The organism is Shewanella sp. A22, from assembly GCF_053850585.1.
Window position 1 is genome coordinate 1 of sequence record NZ_JBSQBN010000094.1, and the last position, 18,688, is coordinate 18,688.

General features: G+C 41.2%; 23 protein-coding genes. 13 read left to right on the forward strand and 10 right to left on the reverse strand.

Annotation, left to right across the window (positions count from 1 at the left end; genetic code table 11):
- Window positions 1-266 precede the first annotated feature (266 nt).
- The 3 genes from rpsI to zapE form a co-directional block, all read right to left on the reverse strand.
- A complete protein-coding gene (gene rpsI, locus ACWXWT_RS15205) occupies window positions 267-659 on the reverse strand; it encodes a 30S ribosomal protein S9 (RefSeq protein WP_456042425.1) in 393 nt (130 codons plus the stop codon).
- Between the two features lie 17 nt (window positions 660-676).
- The gene (gene rplM / locus ACWXWT_RS15210; RefSeq protein ID WP_011638797.1) at window positions 677-1,105 is read right to left on the reverse strand and encodes a 50S ribosomal protein L13; all 429 of its coding nucleotides are present in this window, start codon (window positions 1,103-1,105) and stop codon (window positions 677-679) included.
- Window positions 1,106-1,368: 263 nt separating this feature from the next.
- Complete coding sequence (gene zapE / locus ACWXWT_RS15215) at window positions 1,369-2,481, reverse strand: cell division protein ZapE (RefSeq protein ID WP_456042426.1); 1,113 nt, start codon at window positions 2,479-2,481, stop codon at window positions 1,369-1,371.
- Window positions 2,482-2,802: 321 nt separating this feature from the next.
- Between zapE and degQ the strand changes: the two genes are divergently transcribed.
- Both degQ and degS read left to right on the forward strand, forming a co-directional pair.
- The gene (degQ, locus tag ACWXWT_RS15220) at window positions 2,803-4,152 is read left to right on the forward strand and encodes a Do family serine endopeptidase DegQ (RefSeq protein ID WP_456042427.1); all 1,350 of its coding nucleotides are present in this window, start codon (window positions 2,803-2,805) and stop codon (window positions 4,150-4,152) included.
- Window positions 4,153-4,297: 145 nt separating this feature from the next.
- Window positions 4,298-5,377 carry an outer membrane-stress sensor serine endopeptidase DegS gene (degS, locus tag ACWXWT_RS15225; protein WP_456042428.1) on the forward strand — a complete coding sequence of 360 codons (1,080 nt, stop codon included), beginning with the start codon at window positions 4,298-4,300 and terminating at the stop codon, window positions 5,375-5,377.
- Between the two features lie 69 nt (window positions 5,378-5,446).
- On the opposite strand, the gene murA is transcribed toward degS, so the two are convergent.
- The 7 genes from murA to ACWXWT_RS15260 are packed head-to-tail and all read right to left on the reverse strand — an operon-like array spanning window position 5,447 to window position 10,087.
- Window positions 5,447-6,706: a UDP-N-acetylglucosamine 1-carboxyvinyltransferase gene (gene murA / locus ACWXWT_RS15230; RefSeq protein WP_456042429.1), complete on the reverse strand. Its 1,260-nt coding sequence runs from the start codon at window positions 6,704-6,706 to the stop codon at window positions 5,447-5,449.
- A 15-nt stretch (window positions 6,707-6,721) separates the two neighbouring features.
- Window positions 6,722-6,973, reverse strand: a complete 252-nt coding sequence (locus ACWXWT_RS15235; RefSeq protein ID WP_140235151.1) for a BolA family protein — start codon at window positions 6,971-6,973, stop codon at window positions 6,722-6,724.
- Between the two features lie 27 nt (window positions 6,974-7,000).
- A complete protein-coding gene (locus tag ACWXWT_RS15240) occupies window positions 7,001-7,300 on the reverse strand; it encodes an STAS domain-containing protein (protein WP_456042430.1) in 300 nt (99 codons plus the stop codon).
- Complete coding sequence (locus ACWXWT_RS15245) at window positions 7,297-7,959, reverse strand: MlaC/ttg2D family ABC transporter substrate-binding protein (protein WP_456042445.1); 663 nt, start codon at window positions 7,957-7,959, stop codon at window positions 7,297-7,299. The genes ACWXWT_RS15240 and ACWXWT_RS15245 overlap by 4 nt, the downstream gene beginning before the upstream one ends.
- Before the next feature lie 16 nt (window positions 7,960-7,975).
- On the reverse strand, window positions 7,976-8,449 hold the full coding sequence (gene mlaD / locus ACWXWT_RS15250; protein WP_456042431.1) for an outer membrane lipid asymmetry maintenance protein MlaD: 474 nt from the start codon (window positions 8,447-8,449) through the stop codon (window positions 7,976-7,978).
- 41 nt (window positions 8,450-8,490) lie between these two features.
- On the reverse strand, window positions 8,491-9,276 hold the full coding sequence (gene mlaE, locus ACWXWT_RS15255) for a lipid asymmetry maintenance ABC transporter permease subunit MlaE (protein WP_456042432.1): 786 nt from the start codon (window positions 9,274-9,276) through the stop codon (window positions 8,491-8,493).
- Window positions 9,263-10,087 (reverse strand): ATP-binding cassette domain-containing protein, encoded by an 825-nt coding sequence (locus ACWXWT_RS15260; RefSeq protein ID WP_456042433.1) that lies wholly within the window; start codon window positions 10,085-10,087, stop codon window positions 9,263-9,265. Before ACWXWT_RS15260 ends, mlaE begins: the two co-directional genes overlap by 14 nt.
- Before the next feature lie 188 nt (window positions 10,088-10,275).
- On the opposite strand from ACWXWT_RS15260, the gene ACWXWT_RS15265 reads away from it, so the two are divergent.
- The 11 genes from ACWXWT_RS15265 (at window position 10,276) to ACWXWT_RS15315 (ending at window position 18,224) form a co-directional block, all read left to right on the forward strand.
- The gene (locus tag ACWXWT_RS15265; protein ID WP_456042434.1) at window positions 10,276-11,238 is read left to right on the forward strand and encodes a calcium/sodium antiporter; all 963 of its coding nucleotides are present in this window, start codon (window positions 10,276-10,278) and stop codon (window positions 11,236-11,238) included.
- 43 nt (window positions 11,239-11,281) lie between these two features.
- The gene (locus tag ACWXWT_RS15270; protein WP_456042435.1) at window positions 11,282-12,259 is read left to right on the forward strand and encodes a KpsF/GutQ family sugar-phosphate isomerase; all 978 of its coding nucleotides are present in this window, start codon (window positions 11,282-11,284) and stop codon (window positions 12,257-12,259) included.
- A 2-nt stretch (window positions 12,260-12,261) separates the two neighbouring features.
- Window positions 12,262-12,828, forward strand: a complete 567-nt coding sequence (gene kdsC / locus ACWXWT_RS15275) for a 3-deoxy-manno-octulosonate-8-phosphatase KdsC (RefSeq protein ID WP_456042436.1) — start codon at window positions 12,262-12,264, stop codon at window positions 12,826-12,828.
- Window positions 12,825-13,385 (forward strand): LPS export ABC transporter periplasmic protein LptC, encoded by a 561-nt coding sequence (gene lptC / locus ACWXWT_RS15280; RefSeq protein WP_456042437.1) that lies wholly within the window; start codon window positions 12,825-12,827, stop codon window positions 13,383-13,385. Before kdsC ends, lptC begins: the two co-directional genes overlap by 4 nt.
- Complete coding sequence (gene lptA / locus ACWXWT_RS15285; RefSeq protein WP_456042438.1) at window positions 13,372-13,953, forward strand: lipopolysaccharide transport periplasmic protein LptA; 582 nt, start codon at window positions 13,372-13,374, stop codon at window positions 13,951-13,953. The genes lptC and lptA overlap by 14 nt, the downstream gene beginning before the upstream one ends.
- Complete coding sequence (gene lptB, locus ACWXWT_RS15290) at window positions 13,950-14,681, forward strand: LPS export ABC transporter ATP-binding protein (protein WP_456042439.1); 732 nt, start codon at window positions 13,950-13,952, stop codon at window positions 14,679-14,681. Before lptA ends, lptB begins: the two co-directional genes overlap by 4 nt.
- A 143-nt stretch (window positions 14,682-14,824) precedes the next feature.
- On the forward strand, window positions 14,825-16,309 hold the full coding sequence (locus ACWXWT_RS15295; RefSeq protein ID WP_456042440.1) for an RNA polymerase factor sigma-54: 1,485 nt from the start codon (window positions 14,825-14,827) through the stop codon (window positions 16,307-16,309).
- A 25-nt stretch (window positions 16,310-16,334) separates the two neighbouring features.
- Window positions 16,335-16,622, forward strand: coding sequence for a ribosome hibernation-promoting factor, HPF/YfiA family (gene hpf / locus ACWXWT_RS15300; RefSeq protein WP_456042441.1), 288 nt, complete (start codon window positions 16,335-16,337; stop codon window positions 16,620-16,622).
- A 2-nt stretch (window positions 16,623-16,624) separates the two neighbouring features.
- Window positions 16,625-17,068 carry a PTS IIA-like nitrogen regulatory protein PtsN gene (gene ptsN / locus ACWXWT_RS15305; RefSeq protein ID WP_456042442.1) on the forward strand — a complete coding sequence of 148 codons (444 nt, stop codon included), beginning with the start codon at window positions 16,625-16,627 and terminating at the stop codon, window positions 17,066-17,068.
- Window positions 17,065-17,928 carry an RNase adapter RapZ gene (rapZ, locus tag ACWXWT_RS15310; protein ID WP_456042443.1) on the forward strand — a complete coding sequence of 288 codons (864 nt, stop codon included), beginning with the start codon at window positions 17,065-17,067 and terminating at the stop codon, window positions 17,926-17,928. Before ptsN ends, rapZ begins: the two co-directional genes overlap by 4 nt.
- Window positions 17,929-17,948: 20 nt before the next feature.
- Window positions 17,949-18,224, forward strand: coding sequence for an HPr family phosphocarrier protein (locus ACWXWT_RS15315; RefSeq protein WP_456042444.1), 276 nt, complete (start codon window positions 17,949-17,951; stop codon window positions 18,222-18,224).
- Window positions 18,225-18,688: the final 464 nt, after the last annotated feature.

An 18,688-nucleotide genomic window follows, 5' to 3' on the forward strand; every position in this document is an offset into this window, starting at 1 on the left:
AAAAAATAGACCATGCAGTCGTATTTTGAAAGCATCTAACGAAGCATAAAGGACTTTGAAACCCGCCAGAATGGAGTCTCTCAGGTATTCCACTTCTGTGTTACATCGATTTAAAAGGCAACAACCAATTTTTCAACAATACACCTCACACTGAAAAATCTCAGTGACTCTGATTGAGCGCATCATTAATGGCATTGGTATAAATCATAAATTTCAGGCAATAAAAAGCCCAGCATAAGCTGGGCTTTTTGAATCCAAAAAACGAATTAACGCTTAGAGAACTGTGGCTTACGACGTGCTTTACGTAGACCAACTTTCTTACGTTCAACTTTACGTGCATCACGGGTAACAAAACCAGCGCTACGTAGAGTAGGACGTAAAGCTTCATCTAGTTGCAATAGAGCACGGGTAATACCGTGACGAATTGCACCAGCTTGACCAGTAGTACCACCGCCCTTAACTGTTACATAGATGTCTAATTTTTCTGTCATTTCAACTAATTCTAATGGTTGACGAACAACCATACGAGCAGTTTCACGACCAAAATAAACATCCAAAGGACGTTGGTTTACAACGATATTGCCACTACCTGCTTTAGCGAAAACGCGAGCTGTAGATGTTTTGCGACGGCCAGTGCCGTAGTACTGAGTTGCAGACATTTGCTTACTCCTCCCGTTTAGATATCAAGAACTTGTGGTTGTTGTGCAGCATGGTTATGTTCTGTGCCAGCGTAAACTTTAAGCTTACGGAACATAGCACGGCCCAAAGGACCTTTTGGTAACATACCCTTAACTGCTTTCTCGATGATCATTTCAGGCTTATGAGCTTGAAGCTTCTCAAAGCTGATTTGCTTAATGCCACCAATGAAGCCTGAATGAGAGTAGTAGATCTTACCGGCTGCTTTATTACCAGTTACAGTCACTTTTTCAGCATTGATCACGATGATATAATCACCAGTGTCAACGTGTGGAGTGTATTCTGGCTTATGCTTGCCACGTAAGCGAGTTGCGATTTCAGTTGCGATACGACCTAAAGTTTTGCCTTCAGCGTCAACAACAAACCAGTCACGAGTTACAGTTTCTGGTGTAGCAGTAAAAGTCTTCATTATTACAAAAACCCAAAGTTAATTTTCTGTCTCACATGCTGACTGCAGGTTGCAATCAACACAAAATTACCGATTCTTGCCCCTTCGAACATGAATATTGGCTTATAACTTCCGCCCAAATTGGCGGATTAACGCGGGCAGGTCGCAGATTATACGCAAAGCATTTGCAAAGATCACCTGCTTTTTAATAAATTTTTAAATAAATCACTTCATGCCCGTTGAACCGAAATTTATGGGGTTTTCAGCGAAATACAAGGTGATATTTAAGGTAAATGTTCTAACGCTAAATATTCTCTCGATTGCATTTCAATCAATCTTGAGCGACAGCGTCTAAATTCAAAGTTTAATTGACCATCAGTATAGATGTGCGCTAATTCCACTTGGGCTGAAATAATTAATTTCACATTGCGTTCATAAAACTCATCGACCATGGCTAAAAAACGCCTAGCAATATCATCACCCGTTTGTTGCGATCCCATTTGTTCAAGGCCACTGACTAATACTGTATGATAAAGACAAGCCAACTCCATGTAGTCACGCTGTGAACGAGGTCCATCACATAAGTCGCGAAAGCTTATCAACAATACCCCTTGCGATTGTTGACGAATATGAATCTCACGTCCATCCACTTCAATTGGTTTCGTCAGTATTTCTGATTCCGTGGCAAGTTGATCGAAGTAATGCAATAAATTGATGTCTGCTTGTTTATCGAGTGGATAATGATAAATTTCGGCTTGTTCTAAGGTGCGTAGCCGATAATCAATTCCTGAATCAACATTTAAGATTTCACAATGTTGATTAATCAACGCAATGGCCGGCAAAAAACGCACTCGTTGCAAACCGTTTTTATACAGTTCATCAGGAATGATATTTGATGTTGCAACCAATGCCACGCCTTCTTTAAAGAGTGCTTGGAATAAGGTGCCTAACAGCATAGCGTCGGTAATATCGGACACAAAAAACTCATCAAAACAGATCACTTGATATTGTGATGCCATTTTCTTAGCAATTGTTAACAGGGGATCTTGTACTCCCTTTAGCTCACCTAAATCATGATGGATTTGATGCATAAAACGATGAAAATGTGCTCGTAATTTACGTTCACTTGGTAGCGCATCATAAAAAGTGTCCATTAGGTAAGTTTTACCTCGCCCAACGCCCCCCCATAGATACAAACCTTTTACTGGAGCTTGAGTTGGTTTCACTCCAACAGCGGCAAACAGTTTACTGATACCCGAGGTAGGTTTCGCGGCGGCGATCAATTCATCGTAGACCCGTTGTAATGACTTAACAGCCTGCTCTTGTGCGATATCATGTGAAAAATCTTCTCGGGTAAGGTCTTGCTGATAATGTTGCCAAGGGGTTAACTGCGACACGACTACGACTCTCTTACATCAAATAATTGCTAAGAATAATAACATTAAACAACTGATTCGAGTAATGGCTTCAGCGGAGCAAATTAACCTTTGTTAATAAAAAAGGAACTAACATAAATACCATAACTCTGAATGATTAACCCAAATAGGCTTATTACTGACTTATAACATTGCTGATTGACCCGCCATTAAAGAGTATATTAAACGAGCTCATGGTTGCACATTAGTCGTAATGATTAACGATATTTAACTTTGAAATCATGCCGTCAAGCCACATATTTTATGTTATCACGCTTGAATGTATACAGGAGCTATCCATAGATGAAAACCAAATTAAGCTTACTTTCAGCAGCGCTACTGGCTGCGACATTATCCATTGCACCCACAATCTCTCAGGCGGCAATACCACAAGCTGTTGACGGTCAGTCAATTCCTAGCTTAGCCCCTATGCTAGAACGGACGACCCCAGCAGTTGTATCAGTAGCCGTTTCTGGCACCCAAGTTTCCAAGCAACGTGTCCCAGATGTATTTCGTTATTTCTTTGGGCCAAATGCACCACAAGAACAAGTTCAAGAGCGCCCTTTTAGAGGGCTAGGTTCTGGGGTAATTATTGATGCCGATAAAGGCTACATAATTACCAATAATCATGTCATTAATGGTGCTGACGACATTCAAATTGGTTTACATGATGGCCGTGAAGTCAAAGCTAAACTCATTGGGGCTGATAAAGAATCTGACATTGCCTTACTTCAAATTGAAGCTGACAACTTAGTTGCCATTAAACAAACAGATTCAGATGAAATCCGTGTCGGTGATTTTGCGGTCGCTATTGGTAACCCATTTGGTCTTGGCCAAACAGTTACATCAGGAATTGTGAGTGCACTGGGCCGCAGCGGCTTAGGCATTGAAATGCTAGAAAACTTTATTCAAACCGACGCAGCTATAAATAGTGGTAACTCTGGTGGCGCTTTGGTAAATTTAAAAGGCGAGCTTATCGGCATAAATACCGCTATTGTTGCGCCTAATGGGGGGAACGTTGGTATTGGTTTTGCTATCCCAGCCAATATGGTGCATAACCTCGTAGATCAAATCATCGAACATGGTGAAGTCAGACGAGGCGTATTAGGTGTATCAGGACGAGATCTTGATAATGAACTCGCGAAAGCCTTCGGCTTAGAAACTCAACATGGCGGCTTTGTAAATGAAGTCATGCCAAAAAGCGCTGCAGATAAAGCAGGACTTAAAGCTGGTGATATTATTGTCAGCCTTAACGGCCGCAGCATAAAAACCTTCCAAGAACTACGTGCTAAAGTTGCCACCATGGGCGCGGGTGCAGAAGTCGAGTTTGGAATTATTCGCGACGGCGATAAAAAGACCATTAAAGCAACCTTAGGCGAAGCAGATAAAGTAGAAGCTGAAGCAGGTAATGTTCACCCAATGCTACAAGGTGCAACGTTAGAAGACAGTAAAAAAGGGATTGAGATCACTGAAATTGCTCAAGGCTCACCAGCAGCAATGAGCGGTCTGCAAAAAGGAGATTTAATTGTGGGGCTTAACCGCAGTAAAGTGTCTAGTCTTAAAGCATTAAAAGAAATGTTGAAAGACAATAAAAACTCCGTCGCACTTAAGATATTACGTGACAATAATCTGCTTTACCTTGTATTACGTTAATATCGCCTATTCGGTAGATAATCATTTTCAACGTATTATGTGTTCTATCAATTAAATAATTAAGCATCGGCAAATCTTTGGTCGGTGCTTAATTTTTTGCATTATGTTAATATGATAGCCATTTTTTTAAACAATCATTCAAGCCATGAATCTAAAAGACACTTCCATCTATATAACTAAAGCTGTGGTATTTGGTCTAATCATGGCGGCAATTATTTTAGTCATAACCTCCTTGACTCAAAACGCCTCACTCAATCATACCTTAACGAACGTAAGCAACATCGGCTCTGAATTATCTTTTGCAAAAGCAGTACGCCGTGCCGCACCAGCCGTTGCAAACATTTACAGCTTAAGCATTGATCAACGTAACCCACTTAATACCAGCTCACTTCAAGGCCTAGGCTCTGGCGTTATCATGAGTAAAGAAGGCTACGTACTAACAAATTATCATGTGATAAAAAAAGCTGATGAAATTGTTATTGCGCTCCAAGATGGACGTAAATTTACGGCTGAAGTGGTCGGTTCCGATCCCGAAACAGATTTGGCCGTATTAAAAATTGAAGGTGATAATTTACCCATTGTACCAATTAACCTAAATAAACTAGCCCAAGTGGGTGATGTGGTATTGGCCATTGGCAATCCTTATAATATTGGCCAAACCATTACCCAAGGAATTATTAGTGCAACGGGTCGAAACGGCTTAAGTTCAGGTTATTTAGACTTTCTACAAACTGATGCTGCCATTAATGCTGGCAATTCTGGTGGCGCATTAATTGATACCAGTGGCGAACTCATCGGGATCAACACTGCCGCATTTCAGGTGGGTGGCGATAACGGTGGAAACGGGATTAGCTTTGCCATTCCGATAAAACTGGCCCACAGTATTATGGATAAATTGATAAAGCATGGTCGAGTAATCCGCGGGGCGTTAGGCATTTCTGGAGAACCCCTCAACCCCGTAATGGCACAAATACTTAACTTACCAGACCTAAAAGGTGTACTGGTTACGGGTATCGATCCTGACGGACCAGCAGCTCGAGCACGTTTATCACCAAGAGATGTTATAACGCAATATAATGACGAAGACGTACCTGGTGTTGAAATGTTAATGGACAGAATTGCAGAAACGACACCTGGTACTAAGGTGAACATGACGATTATCCGTGAAGGTAAACAACAAACGATCCCAGTGATAATTGCTGAAAAAATCACGATCTCAGAATAACCTTCCAACTTAAACACAAAAAAGCCATTCATTAGAATGGCTTAATTTATTGGCTATCATTAACAGTTGTTATTTCACTCGAACAACTTCCGCACCCAAGCCCTGAAACTTAGCTTCAATGTGCTCGTAACCACGGTCTAAATGATAAATACGATCGACAGTTGTAATACCATCGGCCATTAAACCTGCAATAACTAAACTGGCAGAGGCACGCAAGTCTGTTGCCATCACTTGTGCACCATTTAAACGTTCAATACCGTGGATAATACAAGTATTACCTTCCAGTTCAATGTTTGCTCCCATACGGTTTAGCTCAGGAACATGCATAAAACGATTTTCAAAAATCGTCTCAGTAACACGGCCCGTACCTTCTGCAAGAGTATTTAACACACAAAATTGCGCTTGCATGTCTGTCGGAAATGCTGGGTAAGGGGCCGTTTTAATGTTAACGGATTTTGGACGTTGGCCTTTCATATCAAGCTCAATCCAATCTTCACCTGTTGTTATCTCCGCGCCAGCGTCTTCAAGCTTAGATAAAACAGCTTCTAATGCACTTGGATCTGCAGATACACAGCGAATGTTGCCGCGAGTGACTGCTGCTGCAACAAGAAATGAACCCGTTTCAATCCGATCAGGCATCACACGGTATTCACAACCCGTTAAACGCTCTACACCTTCAATCTTCAATGTTGCTGTACCAACACCAGTGATTTTTGCCCCCATCGCAATTAAGCAATGCGCTAAATCGGTGACTTCTGGCTCGCGAGCAGCATTTTCAATCACGGTTGTGCCGTCAGCTAATGCAGCTGCCATCAGTAAGTTTTCAGTGGCACCAACGCTCACCATATCCATAAAGATATGTGCACCTTTTAGTCGGCCATCAACACGGGCTTTAATGTAGCCTTCTTTTACCTCTATCTTGGCACCCATTAGCTCTAAACCGTGCAAATGCAGATTCACGGGACGAGCGCCAATAGCACAACCGCCAGGTAATGACACATCGGCAGTGCCATAACGTGCAAGCAAAGGGCCTAAAATAAGAATAGAGGCACGCATTGTTCTCACTAAATCATAAGGTGCACAGTATTCATTTAAATTGGTGGTTGAAATGCGAATACGGCTTCCGCCTAAATCTTCAACCTCTGCACCTAAGCAGCGTAGTAATTCGCAACTGGTGATAACATCACGCAAATTAGGCACATTTGAAACAATAAAATCTGTTTCGGCAAGTACGCCAGCCATTAAAATCGGCAATGCGGCATTTTTTGCACCAGAGATCACGACTTCGCCAGCTAAAGGCTTACTGGCTTTGATAGTTAATTTATCCACTGTGAGTCTCTGTACTTACATGTTGAAAAGTTTTTCACGCTTCCACTGGGTAGGCGTAAAAGTTTTAATGGTTAACGCATGCAATTCACCATTGGCAATTTGCTCTGCCAACGGGGCATAAATCGCTTGTTGTTGTTTTACACGGCTCATGCCGTCAAAACACTCGCCTACAGCGACTACTTTGTAGTGACTGCCATCAGTGGTCACATGCGCTTCAGTAAGCGACAATGCCTCTGTTAAAATCTGTTCAATAACGTTGCATTCCATGAAATCAATTACCTTTACTATTCGATACTAAGTTGGGCTAAAAAAAGCGTCTAAATCATAAAGATCACTCATTTTTTTGAGCTGCTCACTTGGATTAACCAATTGACGCAACACACCTGTTTCTTTGCTACCAGAAACAGGCACGTTGATTAGCGCTAACAACAATGCCAAACCTGCACTGTCGACATATTCTAAAGCCGATAAGTCTACCACTTGAGTAGATGCAGTAAACAACTCATGGCGTTTTGGCCATAATTGTTTTACCTCATCCTGAGTTAAGCGACCGCTAACAAGGCAACGTTTATCTTGCTGGTTAAAAGTAATCACGCCGCTGCAGCTTCTTTTACAGGTTGACGGTCTATGGTCTGTTGAGTTTTATCATTCAACATTGTAATCACAGCTTCAATACCTTGCTGACGGATTAAATTCGAAATTTCTGATTGTTTAGAGGCTAACAAGCTGACACCTTCTGCAACTAAATCAAATGCCTTCCATGTATTGTCTTTCAAACGACGCGCTTTAAATTGAATTTTAATCGGAGGACGACCTTTTTCAATAATCTGTACATTCACTTCAACTATTTTTTCGTCACTAAAATCAATTGGCGGATCAAATGCAACTTTCTGGTCTGTGTATTCTGTTAATGCTTGCGCATAAGTTGCAATCAAATACCCCTCAAACGCCTCAACAAAGCGATTACGCTGGTCAACAGTGGTATCCCGTAAATACTGCCCCATAACTTTATAAGCGGCATATTTGTAATCGACGTAAGGCATAAGTTCTTCACGAACAATTACCTTCAAATAGCTTAAGTCACTATTAATGAGCTCTTTATCTGTTTTAAAGCGATCGAAGGTCATATTAGCGACTTGCTTAACCATTTCATAAGGATCATGGGTATTCACCTCAGTATTAGCGGCTATAGCACCTTGACTGATAACAACACTGGCAACTAGGCATAAAGCAATAACACGATTAAAAAGCATTTTCATAATAGCGTTCCTATTTATCTTTAGATGACATGCTGTATAAGAGTTGACCTATTAAATCTTCTAAAATCAGTGCACCACGCGTGTCATGCACTTTATCGCCATTAGCAAGCATTGAAATATCATCGTCCATAAAGCCAGGCGTAAGGCCAATAAATTGCTCTCCAAGTAAGCCAGAAGTTAAAATAGCTAAACTGCTGGTTTCAGGAAATTGATCATAACGTTTATCCATTGTTAACGTCACAAAAGGAACAAGTTTTTTGGTATCAAGGGTAATGTCTGTCACACGACCAACAACGACACCGCCGACTTTGACAGGCGAACGCACTTTTAAGCCGCCAATATTATTAAACTCAGCCACCAGGGTATAAGTTTGAGCGTTGGATTTCACTTCAACATTAGCAACATTGAATACTAATACGCAAAATGCTAACAAACCTGACAATAAAAACACGCCTACCAATAATTCTATTTTCCGTGTCAACATACTCTTAAACCACTTAAATTAATCTAAACAATGAAAAAATCTTAATTTCCGAACATAATTGCTGTAAGCAAAAAGTCCAGCGCTAAAACCGCTAGGCTGGCCTGCACAACCGTTGAGGTTGTTGCACGACTAATACCTTCTGGATTCGGTTGGACTTCATAACCTCTATACAAGGCAATCCATGTCACCACCACACCAAAAACAACACTTTTTATCAAACAGTTAACAATATCTTGTCGCCACTCAACTGATGCTTGAAGAATTGACCAAAACGCACCACTATCAATGCCTTTCCACTCTACACCAACTAAATGCCCACCTAAAATACCGACTAAACTAAACATTAATGCCAGTAACGGCATACTAATCACACCAGCCCAAAAACGTGGTGCAATGATTTGCCTTAACGGGTCAATCGCCATCATCTCTAGGCTAGACAGCTGTTCAGTCGATTTCATCAGACCAATTTCAGCCGTCAGCGCAGACCCCGCTCTGCCCGCAAATAATAAGGCAGCAACAACAGGCCCAAGTTCACGTAATAAACTAAGCGCCACCATCGGACCTAAGCTTTCTTCGGTACCAAAACCGACCAGAATATTGTATCCCTGTAACGCGAGCACCATACCAATAAATAAACCCGACACTAAAATAATGACCATCGAACGCACGCCAAGTACATAAACCTGTTTAATCAGTAGTGGCGTGCCTTTGCGAATATTAGGGATACGTACAATCGCACGCCACAACATAATGCCCGCACGACCATAACCCAACACTATTTTCAGTGCATATTTGCCAATATCGGCAATATAATCAATTGCACCCACGAAGTAGCTCCTCTTGATAATCTTCAGCAGGATAATGAAATGGCACAGGGCCGTCTGGCGCGCCTTGAATAAACTGAACCAATTGTGGATTGTCTGATTGACGTAATTGCTCCGGTGTACCATGAGCAATAACTTTCTTGTCTGCTATAACATAAACATAATCAGCAATGCCCAACACTTCATCAACATCATGAGAAACGACAACAGATGTAAGTTTTAACGAATCCGATAACTCCCGAATAAGTTTTACCAACATACCCATTGAAATTGGATCTTGCCCAGCAAAGGGTTCATCGTACAACACCATCTCAGGTTCAAGTGCAATTGCTCGCGCCAATGCGGCTCGACGTTGCATACCTCCGGATAACTCATTTGGCATCATATACGCGGCACCGCGAAGTCCAACGGCTTGTAGCTTCATCAATACAATTGTGCGAATAATCTCTTCAGGTAGCCCAGAATGTTCTCTTAGCGCAAATGCGACATTGTCGAAAACATTGAGGTCTGTAAACATTGCACCACTTTGAAACAACATGCTCATACGCTTACGCAATTCAAACAGATCTTTGCGCTTAAGCTTATGTACATCATGGCCGTCAAACAACACTTGTCCGCTATTGGGAGTAAGTTGTCCACCAATCAATTTTAATAATGTGGTTTTACCGATGCCACTAGGCCCCATGATTGCTGTAACTTTACCTTTGGGGATCGTTAAAGAAATATCTTTATAGATCACACGGGAACCATGGCTAAAAGCTAAATGATTAACTTCGACCAAAGGTTTATTATTTGATTTACTCATATCAGACATCGGCGTTGAGGAGATAACGGCCTTCCTTGGATTAAGTTGAAGCGCAAATTGTACTGTAATTGTCGATTAAGCGACAACTATATCCATGTAAGCAGATATAAATACGGGGACAATTTCTGTGCAATGCTTTCAATTTGATAAAAATCCAGCGAAAATGCTCACCAATTTATGTTCACCACCGGAATCTCATGCTAGTTAATATCCTAATGTTAGTTGTTGGCCTTGCTGTTTTAGTTTGGAGTGCAGATAGATTTGTTTATGGCGCCGCAGCTTTTGCGCGCAATTTAGGTTTGCCCCCGATGCTAATTGGACTCACCATTGTTGCAATGGGTAGCTCTGCCCCTGAAATGTTTGTTGCCGCCACCGCTTCAATGGATGGTATGCCTGATACAGCCATTGGTAACGTGTTGGGCTCAAATATTGCTAACATTACCTTAATTTTAGGATTAACCGCATTATTAGGTGCTATTAGTGTCGATTCCAAAACCTTAAAACGTGAAATACCTATTATGTTAGCGGCCACAGTATTTGCGGGTTACACCTTGCATGATAATGTGTTGTCACAAGCTGAGGGCATCATGCTTCTTGTGGTACTTTTGCTATTAATGGGGTATTTCATTTGGCAAGCGACTCATGATAAAGCCCCCGACAGCTTAGATAGTGAACTAGAATCAGAGATCCCTAAAAATGTGCCAACCTTTCATGCTATCATTTGGCTCGTTTTCGGTATTATATTACTTCCCGTTTCAGCCAGTTGGATGGTTGATGGCGCTGTAGGTATTGCAAAGTTTTATGGGTTGTCAGATCTTGTGATTGGCTTAACCATTATCGCGGTGGGAACAAGCCTCCCCGAATTAGCAGCCTGTATCGCAGGCGTAATAAAAAAAGAACACGACCTTGTCATAGGGAATATTGTTGGGTCGAACTTATTTAACATTCTTGCCGTACTAGCGTTACCTGGACTGATTGCACCGGGTGAAATTGATGCCTCAGCCAGTGGCAGAGACTTCTATATGGTATTGGGCACCAGTGCAGCATTAGCCGTTTTAGTGTTATCCAGTGGAACTAAGCAACAACTGACTCGTTGGCATGGTGCACTATTATTAATCACCTTTATCGCGTACCAATTTGTTGTATTTCAATCTCATTAGATTGGAGCATAAAGGTAAAAATTAAGCTAAAAGAGAGATTCGAATGGTAAATCAAACTCAATTTCGTCAATGGGGTCGTAAAGTCATTGATATTGAAAAAGCTGCTTTAGATAATTTGTATCAATATGTGGATTCGGTTGAGTTTGGCCAAGCATGTGAACTCATATTGCAATGCAAAGGCAAAGTCATTGTCATGGGAATGGGGAAGTCGGGCCATATTGGCAATAAAATTTCTGCGACGTTTGCGAGTACTGGCACCCCAGCATTTTTTGTACATCCCGGCGAAGCAAGCCATGGCGATTTAGGCGCCTTAGCAAAAAATGATATTGTACTTACCATATCTAATTCTGGTGAATCAAGCGAAATACTCACATTAATGCCAGTAATACAACGAATGGGCGTTCCCGTTATTGCGATAACAGGCAAACCAGATTCTAATATGGCACGCTTATCTAAAATCCATTTATGCATTCAAGTACAAGAAGAAGCCTGCCCACTCGGATTGGCACCAACCTCAAGTACGACAGCAACATTAGCAATGGGGGATGCGTTAGCCATTGCTTTATTACAAGCAAAAGGTTTTACCCGCGATGATTTTGCCTTATCGCATCCAGGTGGATCGCTTGGACGGAAATTATTATTAAAAGTAGACGATGTTATGCATCAAGGTGATGATTTACCTATCGTCCATAATGATATCTGTATTACTGACGCACTTTATGAAATTTCTAAAAAAGGCCTCGGTATGACCGCAGTCGTAGATAGCGCCGCTACACTTGTGGGGATTTTTACTGATGGTGATTTGCGTCGAGTCATTGATGCAGACGTCAATCTGAGAACCACATCAATTGCCCTGGTGATGACCCAAAACTGTGTCACCTGTCCTGCTGGGATTTTAGCAGCACAAGCACTGCAAATTATGGATGAAAAAAGCATCAACGGATTGATTGTCGTCAATGAAAAACACCAACCGATCGGCGCACTAAACATGCTCGATATGGTTAAAGCAGGAGTGATTTAACCATGTCAGAATCAACCTCGTTTCACCAAGGATTTTATGGCCCTATCAGCGATGATATTTGGCAACGCGCTCAAAAAATTAAACTGTTAATCTGTGATGTTGACGGAGTATTTTCAGATGGACGTATTTATCTCAGTAATGCTGGCGAAGAGCTAAAAGCCTTTCATACCCGTGACGGCTACGGAGTCCGCTCTATTCTCACTAGCGGCATTCATGTTGCCGTGATCACCGGACGTAAATCACAAATAGTCGAAAACCGTATGACAGCACTAGGCATCAAGCACATTTATCAAGGTATTGATAATAAGTTTTCGCCTTTTGAGCAACTACTATCTCTGTATAATGTTAACGCCGACGAAGTCGCTTATATTGGCGATGACATGGTTGATTTACCCGTAATGAGAACCGTTGGGCTTGCGGTATGTGTAGCAGACGGTCATCCTTTTGTTAAACAACATTGTCATATGACAACCACATTAAATGGTGGACATGGGGCGCTACGAGAACTTACAGACTTACTATTATTGAGCCAAGATAAATTTTCCAGTGCTCATGGTATGAGTATATGAATAGGATCACGCTAGGTATTGTTGCTTTTTTTGGGCTTGCTTTTATGTTGTACTGGCAAGCACAAGTCAAACGTAGCGAAATGAACTCTATAAAAATACGCGGTATTGAGCGTCCCGACTTTGTTGCCGATGACCTACGTACCACAGAATTTAACCAACAAGGTTTCATCGCAAGTAGAGTCAGTGCCGAACACATGGAACATTATGCATCCAGTGACATTACTCATTTTACCAAACCGATATACCTCATCTACCCTGAAAATGGTAAAGCACAGTGGCAACTAAGTGCCGACCAAGGGCAATTGAATAAAAATACCAGCAAAGTCATCTTAAAAAATAATGTTATTATTGATGCCATTGATATAGAAGAACCCCTGCAGTCACTGAGTACCCAAGCCGTTACAGTGGATTTAACCACCATGATCGGCACCTCAAAAGAGATGGTGTATATCAAAGGCAAAGGGTTTATTATTCAAGGTTTAGGTTTACATGCTGACTTGAATTCGCAAAAACTATCGCTACTCAGCCAGGTAGAAGGAATATATGAGCCACATTAATCGTCTCCATACTCACGCCAACGTCATACTATTAAGTGGCATTCTTTGCATGCTGAGTTTGCCTGCAATGGCAAAACAAGATGATCTTAAACAAGAGTTAAAAATTGCCGCGGTGAGCCAATTTGCTGACATTAAAAATAACCAAATCGTTTTTAATGGTCCAGTTAAAATTGTGCAAGGCAGCATTACTATCAATGCCGATCAACTACGAGCGTTCACCCCTGAAAATAGCACAAGTAAAAAGCTTATCGCCACGGGAAAACCAGCCACATTTTCACAAGAGTTAGACGATGGTCAAATTGGTACCGCTAGCGCTGACGAAATAACCTATGATCTTGCCACTACCACACTCACATTAACCGGTAATGCCAAACTTGATCAATCCGGTAGCCAAGTTACAGGTAATCGAATTAAATACAACATCAATGCTCAAGAGCTGATTGCAGAAAGTACTGGCAAAGGCCAAGATCGCGTAATCACTATTATTCAACCTGAGAATTTCCAAGACGAAACAGCACCAAAACAAAAGCTCCCAGAAATTCCAGTAAACAAGCAGATCAAACAATGACCCAAATAACCTTAACCGCTGAAAATCTAGCTAAAAGCTATAAAGCCCGTCAAGTTGTAAAAGATGTGAGTTTAACGGTTAAAACGGGCCAAATTGTGGGTCTTTTAGGCCCCAATGGCGCAGGTAAAACAACCACATTTTATATGGTTGTTGGGTTAGTCAAAAGCGATAAAGGTCGGATCCTAATTGATAATGATGACCTCACCGCCGACCCTATGCACCTTCGCGCCCGCAAAGGGATTGGTTACTTACCACAAGAAGCCAGTATTTTCCGCAAGCTGACAGTATATGACAATATTATGGCTGTGTTGCAAACTCGTAAAGAACTCAACACAGACCAGCGTATTGAACAACTCGAACATTTATTGGAAGAGTTTCATATTACTCATATTCGAGACAGTCAAGGTATGTCGTTATCGGGTGGTGAACGACGCCGAGTTGAAATTGCACGCGCATTAGCAGCCAACCCCAAATTTATTTTGCTCGACGAACCCTTTGCTGGTGTCGACCCAATATCGGTTATCGACATTAAAAAAATTATCCAACAGCTTAAAAGCCGTGGGCTGGGGGTATTGATTACCGACCATAATGTACGTGAAACACTCGATGTTTGTGAACGGGCCTATATTGTTAGCCAAGGTAATTTAATCGCCGAAGGCACACCTGATGAGATATTAAGCAATCAGCAAGTTCGCGCTGTGTACTTAGGTGAACAATTCAAGCTATAGTTACTTTAGTGGCTTTTTAACCTATCTAACTCATTTCGTTGAACGATATCTAAATAGCTATAAGTGTCATTGATGTACGTGATAATCCATAACAGTTTTTCGAGATTGTCATTTTATGAAAATCATCTAGGGATAAGCGGTAAATGAAAGCGTCACTCCAACTCAAAATGGGTCAACACTTAACCATGACCCCCCAACTGCAGCAGGCTATTCGCCTACTGCAGTTATCGTCATTGGAGCTACAGCAAGAAATCCAGCAAGCATTAGACTCAAACCCATTGCTTGAAATAGAAGATGAGTTTTCTGATGCAAAGGACACAGCCAAAGAAAGTCGAGATCAAGCAGATACAGACTTTAGTGACAACAGCATCGTCAACATTGAAAAAGACACCTCTACTGTCGATACAGCAGAGTCCATGACCAAAGAAACAATGGATGATCTTGCAATGGATACTACATGGGATGAAGTGTATACCGCTTCTCCTATGTCAGGTTCTGGTAGCGCTAGTATGCGTGATGATGACATGCCATTCCAAGGTGAAACCACCGAGGGTCTTTATGAACATTTAGAATGGCAAAAAAACCTCACACCGTTTTCCGATACCGATCTTGCCATTGCCACCGCAATTATTGATGCGATTGATGAACGAGGCTATTTAACCCAAAATACCGAGGATATCCTCGAAGCTATGGGGGATGAAAATGTTGAACTCGACGAAGTTGAAGCGGTGTTAAAACGGATCCAACACTTTGATCCTGTTGGTGTAGCAGCGCGTGACTTAAGTGAATGCCTATTAATTCAATTGGCACAATTTTCCAATACCACCCCCCATATTGATAATGCTCGTCTATTAATTAAAGACTATTTAGACTTAATTGCTGGACGTGACTTTAGATTGTTAATGCGCAAAACGAAGTTAAAAGAAAATGAATTACGTGATGCCATAGCACTAATCCAGTCACTCAATCCTCGCCCAGGATTATCCATTACAGCCGTCGACGATGAGTATGTCATTCCTGATGTCACCGTGTTTAAAAAAAATGGCCGTTGGGTAGTAGAATTAAATCCAGATAATATGCCAAAAATTGGTGTTAATCAGCAATATGCAGCAATGGCGAAAAGCAGTAAAAATCCGTCTGACAGCCAATTTATACGTGGCCACTTGCAAGAGGCTAAATGGTTTATAAAAAGTATAGAAAGTCGTAATGAGACTTTACTCAAAGTGGCAAACTGCATTGTAAAATTTCAGCAAGGCTTTTTTGAATATGGTGAAGAAGCCATGAAGCCTATGGTATTAAATGATATTGCAGAAGCTGTAGAAATGCACGAATCAACCATTTCACGAGTAACAACACAAAAGTATATGCATACCCCGCGGGGCCTATTTGAACTAAAATACTTCTTCTCTAGCCATGTCAGTACCGACGATGGTGGAGAGTGCTCATCAACCGCGATTCGTGCTTTTATCAAAAAGCTGGTAGCAGCGGAAAACCAGAAAAAACCACTGAGTGACAGTAAAATGGCTCAACTTCTGGCTGAACAGGGTATCAACGTTGCTCGTCGTACGATAGCAAAATACCGTGAAGCAATGCTCATACCGCCCTCAAACCAACGTAAGAGTTTATAACCTACAGGGTAATGGAGGATTTTTAATGCATATAAATCTATCTGGACATCATATCGACATCACCGAATCTTTACGTGAATACGTTCATGGTAAATTTTCAAAGCTTGAACGACACTCAGATCAGATCAATAATGTACACGTTGTGCTCAATGTAGAAAAATTACAACAAAAAGCAGAAGCAAGAATCACCCTAAGTGGCACTGAGATTTTTGCCATGTCAGAAAATACTGACATGTATGCTGCAATAGACGCCCTGATCGATAAACTCGACCGTCAGGTAATTAAACACAAAGAGAAGTATACAAAACACTAACGATGGAACTTTGTACCATCCTGCAGCCGGAATGCACTACCTGTGCCACACCGGGCAGTAAGAAAAAAGTACTGGAACTCATCAGCGATTTAGTTGCTGCCCAGTACCCAACCCTGTCTTCGCAAGAGGTTTTTGAAAGCCTTTTAGCGAGAGAGAAAATGGGTAGCACAGGTATAGGAAATGGCATTGCGATACCTCATGGCCGATTAACGACCATCGATCACCCCATCGCAATATTTATTAAATGTGAAGAAGCCATAGCCTTTGATGCTATCGATAAGCAGCCCGTGGATATTTTATTTGCTTTATTAGTGCCTGCAGATCAGTGCCAGCAACACTTAAGCACATTATCAAGCATGGCTCAAAAGCTCAGTGATAAGCAAATATTGAAACAGCTTCGTAAAACTCACGACGCAACAGAACTTTATCAGGTTATTACTGCATGAAACTTGTCATAGTATCGGGACGTTCAGGCTCAGGAAAATCAGTAGCCTTAAGAGTATTGGAAGATCTAGGATATTATTGTGTAGATAATTTGCCTTTACCTCTCATTGGCGCATTATTAGCTCAGCTCAAAGGCAGTAATGATCTGGTTGCCATTAGCGTTGATGTACGCAATATTGCAGAACAAGGTAAAGTACTTCAAGACCAATTAGCACTACTTGAGAACGACACTGAAATTATCAGCTTCTTTTTAAATTCCAATGACAAAGTATTGCTTAAACGTTACAGCGAAACTCGTCGATTACATCCGTTATCTAAAAATCACATTTCACTGCAAGAAGCGATCAAGCTCGAAGGGCGTTTACTTGAGCCGATAGCAAAAATTGTAGACCATTACATCGACACTTCAGCACTGAATATCTACGAATTAAGCGACCAAGTTAGGCAAATTTTATTAGGCAGTGTTGATAAAGAGTTAGTGATTAACTTTGAGTCTTTTGGCTTTAAACACGGCATGCCAACAGAAGCAGACTTTATGTTTGATGTACGCTTTTTACCCAACCCACATTGGGAAATAGAACTACGCCCATTTACGGGGTTAGACGAACCCGTACAGGAGTTTTTAGGGCGTCAGCCATTAGTTAATAAGTTTATTTGGCAAATTGAAAACCTATTTGAAACTTGGATGCCACATTTAGAACGTAATAATCGTAGCTATCTTACCATCGCAATTGGTTGTACTGGTGGTCAGCACCGTTCAGTATATATTGCAGATCAATTAGCAAAACGATTTAGGCAAGGTAGTAAACACACGGTTAATGCTCGTCACAGGGAGTTAAATATCAGTGGTACTAATAACTAAGTGAGCATAGGATCGTGTCAATGATCAAACTTGAACGCCAAGTGACCATTTCAAACAAATTAGGTTTACATGCACGCGCGGCGACAAAACTCGCCATTTTAGCCGCTGATTTTGATGCTAGCATAACCTTGCTTCAGGGTGACAAAAGTGCCAGTGCTGCAAGTGTACTTGGCTTATTAATGCTTGAAAGTGGTATAGGTAAAATGATGACAGTAACCGCTGAAGGTCCCGACGCAGAAGTGGCATTAAATGCTGTGTGTGATCTTATTAATGCTAAATTTGATGAATGTTGCTGATTGATATCTCTAACCTTAAATGCAATTTGTTGTATTTACCCACCTAAACAACAGCACACATACTCCATATAAATCAAAAATGTCACCAACAACTGATTAACCATTATTCTTTTTTATCAGCAATCTAGATCATAAAGTTGGTGAACATAAAAAGTCATATATTCATGTTAATAGTGCTACACAAATAATTGCCATCACTTCTACAAGGGACAATAAACAATTATCAAACAGATCTTTGTCCTGCTAAATGTGATCAATTAGACTCGCTTTTGAAGTACCGAGTAAGTCCCAAATACAAGTTTGATAATAGCAATTTTGATTATTTATTATACCAATGCTATTAAATATGTGATCTTTCAGCGGGAGTTCAAAGTGCTGTAGGCAAGGCAGATGATTGAAGCGAATAGTGATCCTCGGTAACAAGCTCCTGCGTTACTCTACCTCCAGCATCTGACCGCCATGGA